At 70.8% G+C, this 12,174-nt stretch carries 8 protein-coding genes; 5 read left to right on the top strand and 3 right to left on the bottom strand.

The genetic code is table 11. The annotated features are described in order from the left end of the window. The 3 genes from I73_RS04840 to ahpF form a co-directional block, all read left to right on the top strand. Positions 1-705: ABC transporter ATP-binding protein (locus I73_RS04840; protein WP_022979576.1), on the top strand; the 705-nt coding region annotated here is incomplete at its 5' end. Between the two features lie 100 nt (positions 706-805). After that, positions 806-1,381, top strand: a complete 576-nt coding sequence (ahpC, locus tag I73_RS04835) for an alkyl hydroperoxide reductase subunit C (RefSeq protein WP_022979575.1) — start codon at positions 806-808, stop codon at positions 1,379-1,381. A 186-nt stretch (positions 1,382-1,567) separates the two neighbouring features. Beyond that, positions 1,568-3,139: an alkyl hydroperoxide reductase subunit F gene (gene ahpF, locus I73_RS04830; protein WP_022979574.1), complete on the top strand. Its 1,572-nt coding sequence runs from the start codon at positions 1,568-1,570 to the stop codon at positions 3,137-3,139. Positions 3,140-3,169: 30 nt separating this feature from the next. On the opposite strand, the gene I73_RS04825 is transcribed toward ahpF, so the two are convergent. Then, positions 3,170-3,388 carry a cysteine-rich CWC family protein gene (locus tag I73_RS04825; protein WP_022979573.1) on the bottom strand — a complete coding sequence of 73 codons (219 nt, stop codon included), beginning with the start codon at positions 3,386-3,388 and terminating at the stop codon, positions 3,170-3,172. A 125-nt stretch (positions 3,389-3,513) separates the two neighbouring features. Between I73_RS04825 and I73_RS25985 the strand changes: the two genes are divergently transcribed. Further along, the gene (locus tag I73_RS25985; protein WP_051049023.1) at positions 3,514-6,066 is read left to right on the top strand and encodes a chemotaxis protein CheW; all 2,553 of its coding nucleotides are present in this window, start codon (positions 3,514-3,516) and stop codon (positions 6,064-6,066) included. A gap of 19 nt (positions 6,067-6,085) precedes the next feature. On the opposite strand, the gene cphA (I73_RS04815) is transcribed toward I73_RS25985, so the two are convergent. Continuing rightward, a complete protein-coding gene (gene cphA, locus I73_RS04815) occupies positions 6,086-8,671 on the bottom strand; it encodes a cyanophycin synthetase (protein ID WP_022979571.1) in 2,586 nt (861 codons plus the stop codon). 35 nt (positions 8,672-8,706) lie between these two features. After that, positions 8,707-10,905, bottom strand: coding sequence for a cyanophycin synthetase (gene cphA / locus I73_RS04810; protein ID WP_022979570.1), 2,199 nt, complete (start codon positions 10,903-10,905; stop codon positions 8,707-8,709). A gap of 165 nt (positions 10,906-11,070) precedes the next feature. Here cphA (I73_RS04810) and I73_RS04805 point away from each other — a divergent pair. Beyond that, positions 11,071-12,174: ABC transporter transmembrane domain-containing protein (locus I73_RS04805; RefSeq protein ID WP_022979569.1), on the top strand; the 1,104-nt coding region annotated here is incomplete at its 3' end.

Below are 12,174 nucleotides of genomic sequence, written 5' to 3'. Positions count from 1 at the left end.
GGGCAGGAGCGGCCCGCGCTGCAGGATTTCTGCCTGACCCTGCCGCCAGGCCAGACGGTGGCCCTCGTCGGCAGCTCTGGCAGCGGCAAGACCACGGTGGCCCAGCTGCTGGCGCGCTTCTACAGCCCGCAGCAGGGCGCCATCCAGTACGGTCCGCACGACATCGCGGGGCTGGAGCTGCGCAGCTGGCGCGAGCAACTGGCCTGGGTGGGCCAGCAGGTCGTGCTGTTCGACGACACGGTGGCGGCCAACATGGCCTATGGCCGGCCCGACCTGCCGCGCGAGAAGATCCTGGAGGCCGCCCGCGCCGCCCATGCCTGGGAATTCGTGGAGCGTCTGCCCCAGCAGCTGGACGCACCCTGCGGCCACAACGGAATCAACCTCAGCGGCGGCCAGCGCCAGCGCATCGCGATCGCCCGCGCCTTCCTGAAGGATGCGCCGGTGCTGATCCTCGACGAGGCCACCTCGGCCCTGGACAACGAGAGCGAGCGTCAGGTCCAGGAGGCCCTGGGCACGCTGGCCCGCCACCGCACCACCCTGGTCATCGCCCACCGCCTGTCCACCATCGAGTCGGCCGACTGGATCGTCGCGATGGACCAGGGCCGGGTGGTGGAGCAGGGGCGGCATGCCGAGCTGCTGGCCCGCGGCGGGCTGTATGCCCGTCTGCACCAGTCCCAGGCCCAGGGGGGTGATAGTCCGGACTAATTGGTCACATTCGATCAATCAATCCACGAAATGATCACGGCGGCCTAACATTCCTCCTGTACCGTTTTTCACCTCAACAACCCCTGCAGAGGAGCAACGCATGTCCCTGATCAACACCCCGGTCCAGCCGTTCAAGACCACCGCCTTCGTCAACCGTGGCGGCAAGGGCGAATTCATCGACGTTTCCGACGAGTCCCTGAAGGGCAAGTGGTCCGTGCTGATCTTCATGCCGGCCGCCTTCACCTTCAACTGCCCGACCGAGATCGAAGACGCGGCCGACAACTACGCCGAATTCCAGAAGGCCGGTGCCGAGGTCTACATCGTGACCACCGACACCCACTTCTCGCACAAGGTGTGGCACGAGACCTCCGCCGCTGTCGGCAAGGCCAAGTTCCCCCTGGTCGGTGACCCCACCCACCAGCTGACCAACGCCTTCGGCGTGCACATCCCGGAAGAAGGCCTGGCCCTGCGCGGCACCTTCATCATCAACCCGGACGGCATCATCAAGACCATGGAAGTGCACTCCAACGAGATCGCCCGCGATGTCAAGGAAACCGTGCGCAAGCTGAAGGCCGCCCAGTACACCGCCGCCCACCCGGGCGAAGTGTGCCCCGCCAAGTGGAACGAAGGCGCCAAGACCCTGGCTCCCTCGATCGATCTGGTCGGCAAGATCTGATCTCCACCTGATGACCCAGGGCAAGGCAGGCGCCTGGCCTGCCTCCTACCGTCACCACCGCGAGGGCGCACAGCCCTCGCGCGGGCCCCTCAGGCCCTGTTGAAAGCGTCCCCGGCCACGTCCTGCGGGTGCTTTCAACGGGGTCGGAACGACCACGCCTGAACACCGCCAAGAAAGGACACCGCCATGTTGGACGACAGCATCAAGACCCAGCTCCAGGCCTACTTCGAGCGCATCACCCAGCCCATCGAGCTGATCGCCAGCCTCGACGACCGTCCGGCTTCGGCCGAGATGCGCGACCTGCTGAGCGAGATCGCCGCCATCGCGCCGGCCAAGATCACCGCCCGCTTCGACGGCCAGGACGCCCGCCGTCCCTCCTTCCAGATCACCCGCGCCGGAGCGGACATGGGCATGCGCTTCGCCGCCATCCCCATGGGCCACGAGTTCACCTCGCTGCTGCTGGCACTGCTGTGGGCCGGCGGTCACCCGCCCAAGGTCGAGGCCGACGTGATCGAGCAGATCCAGGCCATCGAAGGCGACTTCGTCTTCGAGACCTACATGTCCCTGACCTGCCACAACTGCCCGGACGTGGTGCAGGCCCTCAACCTGATGGCCATGCTCAATCCGCGCATCCGCCATGTGGCGATCGACGGCGGCCTGTTCCAGCAGGAGATCGAGGAGCGCCAGATCATGGGCGTGCCGGCGGTCTACCTCAACGGCCAGATGTTCAGCTCGGGCCGCATGGAGCTGCCCGAGATCCTGGCCAAGATCGACACCGGCGCGGCTGCCCGCGACGCCGCCAAGCTCTCCACCAAGGCCCCGTTCGATGTGCTGGTGGTGGGCGGCGGCCCGGCCGGCGCGGCCGCGGCCATCTATGCCGCTCGCAAGGGTATCCGCACCGGCATCGTGGCCGAGCGCTTCGGCGGCCAGACCCTGGACACCCTGGGCATCGAGAACTTCATCTCCGTGCCTGAGACCGAGGGCCCGAAGTTCGCTGCCGCGCTGGAAGCCCATGTGCGCGTCTATGACGTGGACATCATGGCCAACCAGAAGGTCGACCAGCTGATGCCTGCCGCCCAGGCCGGGGGCTATGCCACCGTCAAGCTGAGCAACGGTGCTGAACTGAAGAGCCGCACCGTGATCGTGGCCACCGGCGCGCGCTGGCGCAATGTCAACGTGCCGGGCGAGCAGGAGTACAAGACCAAGGGCGTGGCCTACTGCCCGCACTGCGACGGCCCGCTGTTCAAGGGCAAGCGCGTGGCGGTGATCGGCGGCGGCAACTCCGGCGTCGAGGCGGCCATCGACCTGGCCGGCGTGGTGGCCCATGTCACGCTGGTGGAGTTCGCGGACCAGCTCAAGGCCGACGCGGTGCTGGTGAACAAGCTCAAGAGCCTGCCCAATGTCGAGATCCACGTGAACGCCCAGACCACCGAGATCACCGGCGACGGCCAGAAGGTCAACGGCCTGAAGTACAAGGACCGCGTCTCCGGCCAGGAGCACACGGTGGCGCTGGAAGGCGTGTTCGTGCAGATCGGCCTGGTGCCCAACAGCGAGTTCCTCAAGGGCACGCTGGAGCTGTCCAAGTTCGGCGAGATCGTGGTGGACGCCAAGTGCCACACCAGCGTGCCGGGCGTGTATGGCGCGGGGGACGTGACGACCGTGCCCTACAAGCAGATCATCATCGCCACCGGCGAGGGGGCCAAGGCGGCGCTGTCGGCCTTCGACCACCTGATCCGCACCCCGGCGCCCCAGGCCTGATGGCGGCCTGAGTTCCGGTCCGATCTGGCTTCAGGCGGCGGGCGGCTCCAGCGGGGCCCCCGCCGCCAGTGCTTTCAGGCAGGCCAGGCACAGGCAGCCGCTGTAGCGCGTGCGCAGCGCGGCCTGCAACTCGGCGCTGAGCGTCAGCGTGCTGCAGGGGCAGGGCGTGCTGTCCTGCACGCCGCAATGGAAGGCGCCGCCGCACCGCGGGCAGCGGTCGTCGGCCGTGGTGTTGCGCAGAAGGCCCATGGCCCAGTGTGGCACAGGCCGGGCGCTGGCCAGGATTGGGGGGCAGTTCCGGTTCAACTGACGGGTTTGGCTGGCCGGATCAGGACCAAGAATCCGCGCAATCACAAACCAAAAGTTGGGTTGCCATGAGCTGTCCTGAAGACCTGGTCGCGCACATGCGCCGGGTGTTGGTTGCCGAGCGGGATCTGCACGACCTCGGCATGACCTGGCGCTGGATCGAGTCCAGCGCCGCCATCAGTTGCCCCCGTGAGGCGGCGCCCATCCTGCCCATCCTGGAGGGCACGCGCACCCGCTTCGAGTCCATGCAGGCCCGGCTGATCGCCCAGATGGCCGATGAGACCCTGGCGCAGCTGAGCGATGACCTGGGCGCCAAGGCACGCTGCGCCATCGACATCCTGGTGCGCAACCTCTACGAGCGCACCGCCGACGTGGGCTTCCTGGCCACCGACGACCGGGTGCGGGCCTTCTGCGCGGCCCCCCTGGCCCAGCGCCAGACCGAACAGGCCGCCATGCAGGCGCGCCTGTGCGAATACCAGCGCAAGTACAGCGTCTACGACGACATCGTGCTGTGCTCGCCCAGCGGCGAGATCCTGCTGCGGCTGTCGGGCGACGCGGCGCCGCACACGCAGGATCCCATCGTGGCCGAGGCCCTGGCCGCCCCGGCCCATGTGGAACGCTTCGGCCCCAGCGATCTGGCGGCCCCGGGCGAAGCGGCGGCCCTGTGCTATGCCCACCGCATCCAATCCCCCCAGGGGGCGGTGCTGGGGGTGCTGGTGCTGCGCTTTCGCTTTGCCGACGAGATGCTGCGCCTGTTCGCCGAGGCGGGCGGGCGCCAGCAGGTCGCGCTGATGCTGCTGGACCCGGCCGGCCGGGTGATCGCCAGCAACGACGAGGCCCATGTGCCGCTGGGCGTGCACCTGGCCTGCGCCGAGGTCGGCGGGGTGCAGCTGATCAACTTCGCCGGGCGCGAATACCTGGGGCTGGCCTGCCGCGGCACGCCCTACCAGGGCTATCCGGGGCCGACCGGTTGGCGGGCGGTGGCCATGGTGTCGCTGCTCACGGCTTTCAGTGCGCGCACCGCCGATGACGGCCAGCAGGATGATGTCGCCCAGGGGGCCATGGCCCATGCCGAGCTGCTGGCCATCCGCGACGACGCCGACGCAATCAACCGCGACCTGCGCCGGGTGGTCTGGAACGGCCGCCTGATGGCGCGCGGCGAACACGACGACCGGCTGCGGCTCAACGCCGTGTTGCGCCAGGTCGCCGAGGCCGGCGTGCGCACCCGCGCCCGGGTGGAGCAGGCCATCCAGGACATCGGCCACACCGCGCTGGCGCGCGGGCGCCAGCGGGCCCAGGAGCTGGGGCGGCTGATGAGCGACATCCTGGACCGCAACCTCTACGAGCGCGCCAACGACTGCCGCTGGTGGGCCCTCTCACCGGTGCTGCGCCAGGCCCTGGCCCAGGACGAGCGCGAGGCCGCGCGCCCGGCCATGACGGCGGTGCTGGAGCACATCAACCGCCTCTACACGGTCTACAGCCGGCTGGTGGTCTTCGATGCCCAGGGCGTGATCCAGGCCCATTCCGGGGAGGCCCCGCCGGGCGCCCTGGTGGGCCAGGCGGTGCCCGAGGCGCTGCGCCGCCAGGTGCAGGCCCTGTCGTCCTCCCAGGCCTACGCGGTCACGGCCTTCGAGGACACGCCCTGGCACGCCCACGGCCCGACCTACACCTACCTGGCCGCGGTGCGCGACCCGGTGGACGAGCGTCGCATCGTCGGCGGCATCGCCATCGTCTTCCATGCCGAACGCGAGCTGCGCGCCATCCTGCAGGACATCCTGGGCGACCGCCCCGGCCTGGCGGCCTTTGTCGATGCCCAGGGCCGGGTGTTGGCCCACGCGGGCACCGCCGAGCCAGCCCCGGTCCTGACAGGCTTCGAGGGCGACCAGGCCATCGTCGCGCATGGCGACACCCAGTTCCTGTGTGCCCGGGTGACGGGGCGCGGCTACCGGGAGTTCCGCCAGACCGATGGCTACGACCATGGCGTGCGGGTGGTGGTCGGGCTGCTGCTCGGGACGGTGGAGCGCCGCCGCCGGGCCTACAGCGATGCCGCCCTCAAGCCCCCGACCCTGCGGGCGGACAGCCGCAGCCGGGAGCTGGCCATCTTCCAGGTGGGGGCCGGCTGCTACGCCCTGCCCAGCCAGGCGCTGGTGGAGGCCCGGACGACGCAGGGGCTGGTGAGCCCGCCACAGGGCCAGGAGGCCCGTGTGGGCCTGCTGGAAGTGGAGGGCGCCGCCGGTGCGCGCCTGGTCCATGTGCTGTGCGCCCGCCGGCTCTTCGGCGTCTCGTATGCCCCGCGGGCGGGCGACGGCACGGTGCTGGTGCTGCGCCACCCCGGGCAGGCGGACCTGCCCGTGCTGGGCCTGAAGGTGGACGATGTGCTGTCGGTGGCGGACATCGATCCGCGGGATCTGGGCCAGGCGCCTGCCGGTTTCCGGCACTTCGCGCCCTGGGTGACCCACCTGCTGCGTTGCGACACCGCCTGGGGCGAGCCGCTGCTGGTGCAACTGCTGTCGCCCGAGGTGCTGCTGGCGCAGGCCGGACTGGATGTCGGGCTGCGGCCGGACCCCGTCGTCCTGGCCGATCCGGTCCCCGTGTCGGCGGGGGCCCTGGCCGGGGCCTGAGCGCCGGCCCCGACCCGGTTCACTCTGCGCTGGCGCTGGCCTGGGTGCTTTCGCTCACCCGCTGGGCCAGGTGGGTCAGGGCCTCCTCGACCTGGTCCACCAGCACCAGGCAGAGGTCGCCCGGCTGCAGACGGCCCAGGGCCGTGTCGATGGCCACGAACTCGCCGTGGATCTCCTCCACATGGCTGGTGCGCGGCGCCCCCTGCAGGCCCTGGCGCAGCAGGGCCAGCACCTCGCCGTCGGCGCGACCGCGCTGGCAGGCATCCTGGTAGAGGATCACATCGTCGAAGGCCTGGCCCAGGATCTGGGTCTGCTCGCGGATGTCCTCGTCGCGGCGGTCGCCCGCGCCGGAGATGACCACTGAGCGCCGCTGGCCGGGCATGGCCTCCACCGCCTGCACCAGGGCGCGCATCGCGTCCGGGTTGTGGCCGTAGTCGGCGATGACGGTGGCGCCACGGTAGTCCATCACATTGAAGCGGCCCGGTGCGTTGTCGGCATCGTTGACGAAGCTGGCCAGGCCGGCGCGGATGGCGTCCCAGCTCAGGCCGGCACCCCAGGCGGCCGCCACGGCGGCCATGGCGTTCTCGACCTGGAAGCCGATGGCGCCGCCGCGGGTCAGCGGGATGTCGGCCAGAGCCACCGTCTCGCGCCAGTTGCCCTCGGCCGCGACGATGCAGCCCTCGTCCACGAAGACGCTGCGCCGGCCCTGGGCGCGGTGGGTGGCCAGCACCGGGTGGTGGCGGTCGGCGGCAAAGTAGATGACGCCGCCCGGGCAGGTGGGGGCCATCACCACGCAGTGCGGGTCGGTGGCGTTGAGCACCGCATAGCCCTGCGGGGCCACGTTCTGCACGATGACCCGCTTGAGCACCGTCAGGTCCTCGACCGTGGTGATGTAGTTCAGGCCCAGGTGGTCACCGGCGCCGATGTTGGTCACCACCGCCACCTGGCAGCGGTCGAAGCCCAGGCCCTCGCGCAGGATGCCGCCGCGGGCGGTCTCCAGCACGGCGGCCTCCACGTCCGGGTGCATCAGCACATTGCGTGCGCTGCGCGGGCCCGAGCAGTCGCCCGAGTCGGTCTGGCGGCCGTCCACGTGCACGCCATCGGTGTTGGTCATGCCCACGGTCAGGCCGCTGGCGGCGAACAGGTGGGCGATCAGGCGGGCGGTGGTGGTCTTGCCGTTGGTGCCGGTGACGGCCACCACCGGGATGCGGCCGTCCTCGCCGGCGGGGAAGAGGTGGTCCACGATGGCCTCGCCCACCAGCCGGCCCTTGCCGAAGGAGGGCGAGAGGTGCATGCGCAGGCCCGGGGCCGCGTTCACCTCGACGATGCCGCCGCTCTGTTCCTCCAGCGGGCGGCCGACGCTTTCGCACACCACGTCCACGCCGCAGATGTCCAGGCCGATCATCTGGGCCGCGGCCACCGCGCGGGCGGCCACATCCGGGTGGACCTCGTCGGTCACATCGGTGGCGGTGCCGCCGGTGGACAGGTTGGCGTTGTTGCGCAGCACCACGCGCCGGCCCTTCTCGGGCACCGATTCGGGGCTCAGGCCCTGCAGCTCCAGCCGGGCCACGGCGATCTCGTCGAAACGGATCTTGGTCAGCGAGGTGGCGTGGCCGGTGCCGCGGCGCGGGTCGGCGTTGACCTCGTCCACCAGTTGGCGCACCGTCTGCACGCCGTCACCGATGACATGCGGCGGGTCGCGCCGGGCGGCGGCCACCAGCTTGTGGCCCACCACCAGCAGGCGGAAGTCGCTGCCGGGCAGGAACTTCTCGACCATCACATGGCCGATCTCCTCGGCCGCGCGGTAGGCGATCTCCAGGTGCGCGCGCGAGGCCACGTTGACCGTCACGCCCTTGCCCTGGTTGCCGTCCTGGGGTTTGAGCACCACCGGCAGGCCGATCTCCTGGGCCACCTCCCAGGCCTCGTCCACGCTGTCCACCGGGCGCCCGGTGGGCACCGGCACGCCAGCGGCGCTCAGCAGGGTCTTGCACAGGTCCTTGTCCTGGGCGATGGATTCGCTCACCGCGCTGGTGGAGTCGACCTCGGCAGCCCAGATGCGACGGGCCTTGGCGCCCCAGCCCAGCTGCACCAGCGAGCCGCTGGTCAGGCGCCGGAACGGGATGCCGCGGGCCACCGCGGCATGCACGATGCAGCCGGTGGAGGGCCCCAGGCGGATGTCCTCGTCGAGCTCGCGCAGTTCGGCGATGGTGGCGGCCACGTCGAAGCTGCCGCCGGCCAGCACGGCCTGGACCAGGCCCTCGGCGGCGGCCAGCGCCTTGCGGCCCACGTCTTCCTCGCTGTACTGCACCACCACCTGGAAGGTGTTGCGTTCCACCGTCTCGGTGGTGCGGGAGAAGGTCACCGGGCAGCCGGCCTGGATTTGCAGGGCCAGGGTGGCCAGCTCCAGCACATGGGCCAGCGAGGCCTGGTCGGGCTGGCGGCGCAGCGGCCCCAGGGCCGGGAAGAGGGCGCGCAGCCGGGGCTCGAAGTCCGGCAGCGTGGTCAGGGCGCGTTCGGCCTCGCTGCAGGTGACGATGGCCTCGATGGCGGTGTGGCGGCTCCACAGATTGGGGCCACGGAGAGCGCGGATGCGGGAGATGTCCATGTTCGGGTCTTGTCCGACGTCGGTGGGCAGGGGACTCAGGCGAGCGGCTGTTCGAAGGTCTCGATGCCGGCGGCGATCAGCTCGGGCGAGATGCCGAAGGCCCAGGCCGTGGCCACGGCCGCCAGCAGGGCCTGCAGACGGCCCGGTCCGGCCGATTGGCCGCGTCGCTGCAGGATCTGGCCGAGTTCGATGGCGCCCTGCTCGCTGGCGCCGTTGCGCAGGCTCACCCGCTGCCCGGCCATCACGGCGGCGCGGCCGCCCTGGCCCAGGTGCTCGGTCACGCAGGCCGGCAGGCCGTCGGCCCCCTCGCAGGCGTAGAACAGCACCTCGCCGTCGCACAGGCCGGCCATGTCGGCGACGCGCTCGTCGTTGCCGTTGAGCACGCCCACGCCGTCGGAGAGCACCACGTCGATCTGGGTGCGCAGCACGCGGTAGAGCTGCTCGGCTTCGGTGATGTCGTGGTGGGCCAGGGCCTCATGGCCGCCCAGGTCGGTCACCAGGCCGACGTGGCAGCGGTCATAGGGCAGGCCGTTGTCCAGGATCAGCGAGGCGGGGTTCTCGAACACGGCGGCCTGGGCCTCGCGGTTCATCAGCAGACGGTGGCAGGCGTCCCAGTACTGCTTGCCGGCCTTCTCGGTGCGGCGGTGGCCCAGGAACAGGCCATCGGCACAGGCCAGCGCGGTGGGGCGTCCGCTCAGGTGCACCAGGCGGGCCACCAGGCGGGCGATGAAGGTGCTGTCGGCGCTGCCGGCCACGCCGACGATGGGGATGCGGCCGGGGCGGGCGTCCTCGTCATCGGAGGGGAACAGGTGCTCGACGATCTGCTGGCCCACCGGGCGGGGCGTGCCTTCGGCGGGCTTGAGGTGCATCAGCAGGCCGGGGCCGGCGTTGACCTCGACGATGGCGCCACCCTGCTCGGCCAGCGGGCGGGCGATGTCTTCGCAGACCAGGTCCACGCCGGCGATGTCCAGGCCCACGGCGCGGGCGGCCAAGCTGACCACGTAGGCCACCTCGGGGTGGACCTCGTCGGTGCAGTCGATGGCCACGTTGCCATTGCGCTGCACCAGCAGCCGGCGGCCGGCCGGCGGCACGTCGCCGGGGGCAAAGCCCTGGCGCTGCAGGTCCAGGCGGATGACTTCGTCCTCTTCCACGCTCAGGCGGTTCAAGGGGTGGTCCTCGGTGGTGCCCCGGCGCGGGTCGGCGTTGATCTGGCTGTCGATCAGCTGCACCACGGTGCTCCGGCCGTCGCCGGTGATCCAGGCGCTCTCGCCGCGGGCCGCGGCCACCACCTGGCCGCCGACCACCAGCAGGCGGTGCTCGTCGCCGGGGATGCAGCGCTCGACGATGACCTCGCTGCCGTGGCTGTCGGCCAGGGCGAAGGCGGCCTCGATGTCGGCCTGCTGGCGCAGGTCCAGGGCAACGCCGCGGCCGTGGTTGCCGTCGCTGGGCTTGACCACCACCGGCAGGCCGATGTCCTGGGCAGCCTCCCAGGCCTCGGCGGCGCTGGCGACGATCTGGCCTTCGGGCACCGGCACGCCGCAGGCCTTGAGCAGCGTCTTGGTGAGGTCCTTGTCGCAGGCGATGTTCTCGGCGATCGCGCTGGTCAGGTCGGTCTCGGCGGTCCAGATGCGGCGCTGGCGGGCGCCATAGCCCAGTTGCACCAGGTTGCCGTCGTTCAGGCGGATGTGCGGGATGCCGCGCTCGGTGGCCGCCGCCACGATGCAGGCGGTGGACGGGCCCAGGTAGCAGTCGTCGATGGCCTCGCGCACGGCGGCCACGGCGGCCTCCACGTCGAAAGGCTCGTCGTTGATGGCCGCCATCAGCAGGGCGTGGCCCTGGGTGAGGGCGGTGCGGCCGACCTGCTCGTCGCGGGCGCGGAAGACCATGCGGTAGACCCCGCGCTGCGAGACCGAGCGCGTCTGGCCGAAACCGGTGGGCATGCCCGCGCGGTTGAGCAGCTCGATCACGCAGTGTTCCAGGATGTGGCCGGCCCAGGTGCCTTCGCGCAGGCGCTGGATGAAGCCGCCGCGCTCGCCCACCCCGCAGTGGTGCTCCTCCAGGGCCGGCAGCAGCTTGAGCAGCCGGTCGGTGAAGCCCGGCAGCAGGTTGGAGGGGCAGTCCTCCAGCTCGCCGAGATCCAGCCAGACCTCCATGGCGGGACGGTACGTCCAGATGTTGGGGCCGCGCAGGTAGGTCGTGCGCAACAGCTCGATGGCCTTTTTCTTGTCGCTCATGGGGTGGGAGGACGGGGGGGGACGGACAGTGGGGGAGATGGGCGGTCTGTGGCCGCCAGATGACAATTGTGCGCCGGGTGAGGCGCTTGCTGCGTGGCGAGGGCAGGGAAGCGGTGTGCTTGGGCTTGGGGGGCGTGGCGGAATCGCCGAAAATCGATCCACACCATGCACCACGCCCATCCAGAACAAGAACAGCCCGCCGGGACCCCGGCGCTGGCCATGCCCATGCTGAGCCCAGGGGAAAACGTCCTGGCCAGTCTCACGGTTGACCTCACCGAGGACCAGCGCTTCGGCAGCGGCGAGCTGCGGCTGACCGAGCGACGGCTGTTGGCGCGGGCCCATGGCACCGCCGAATGGACGTCCCATGCCCTGCAGCCCGGCCTGCAGCTGCGCCACCGCGACCATGCCGGCGTCGGCACGCTGGAGCTGGTCTCGCCCGCCGCCCGGCTGGCGCTGTGGCACTTCACCCTGGCGGTCAATGTGCAGGCCATCCGCTTCGCCCGGCGCTTCGAGCAGGTGATGGAGGCCCTGGTGACCGGCCAGGCCGCCGAGGGCGAGGACCCGACCCGTTGCCCGTCCTGCCACGCGCCCCTGCCGCCCGACAGCGACGAGTGCCCGATCTGCACCCGCGAGCTCAACACCCCGCCCTCGACCTGGGTGCTGCTGCGGCTGTGGCGTTTCGCCCGGCCCTACCAGGGCAAGCTGCTGGCCGGCTTCCTGCTGATGCTGGCCTCCACCGGGGCGACGCTGGTGCCGCCCTACCTCACCATCCCGCTGATGGACGAGGTGCTGATCCCCTTCCAGAACGGGCAGCGGATCGAGCCGCACTATGTGATGCTGCTGCTGTCGGGCCTGCTGGGGGCGGCGCTGCTGGCCTGGGGCCTGGGCTGGGCCAAGACCTACCTGCTGGCCCTGGTGTCCGAGCGCATCGCGGCGGACCTGCGCACCACCGCCTTCGAGCACCTGCTGGGCCTGTCGCTGGATTACTTCGGCGCCAAGCGCACCGGGGACCTGATGGCCCGCATCGGCTCCGAAACCGACCGCATCTCCGTCTTCCTGTCGCTGCACGCGCTGGACTTCATCACCGACGTGCTGATGATCGGCATGACCTCGGTGATCCTGTTCTCGATCAACCCCTGGCTGGCCCTGGTCACCCTGGTGCCGCTGCCCTTCATCGCCTGGATGATCCACACCGTGCGCGACCGCCTGCGCACCGGTTTCGAGAAGATCGACCGCGTCTGGGGTGAGGTCACCAATGTGCTGGCCGAC

It is taken from the genome of Ideonella sp. B508-1, assembly GCF_000333615.1.
GTDB lineage: Bacteria > Pseudomonadota > Gammaproteobacteria > Burkholderiales > Burkholderiaceae_C > Ideonella.
Note: the sequence above shows the minus strand (reverse complement) of the source record. Positions and strands in the feature narration are given on the sequence as shown.

What these genes read in the sequence shown, in the direction of transcription:
- cphA (WP_022979570.1), bottom strand. Translation starts at nt 10,905, where the DNA reads ATGAGCGACAAGAAAAAGGCCATCGAGCTGTTGCGCACGACCTACCTG.
- cphA (WP_022979571.1), bottom strand. Translation starts at nt 8,671, where the DNA reads ATGGACATCTCCCGCATCCGCGCTCTCCGTGGCCCCAATCTGTGGAGC.
- ahpC (WP_022979575.1), top strand. Translation starts at nt 806, where the DNA reads ATGTCCCTGATCAACACCCCGGTCCAGCCGTTCAAGACCACCGCCTTC.
- I73_RS25985 (WP_051049023.1), top strand. Translation starts at nt 3,514, where the DNA reads ATGAGCTGTCCTGAAGACCTGGTCGCGCACATGCGCCGGGTGTTGGTT.
- ahpF (WP_022979574.1), top strand. Translation starts at nt 1,568, where the DNA reads ATGTTGGACGACAGCATCAAGACCCAGCTCCAGGCCTACTTCGAGCGC.
- I73_RS04825 (WP_022979573.1), bottom strand. Translation starts at nt 3,388, where the DNA reads ATGGGCCTTCTGCGCAACACCACGGCCGACGACCGCTGCCCGCGGTGC.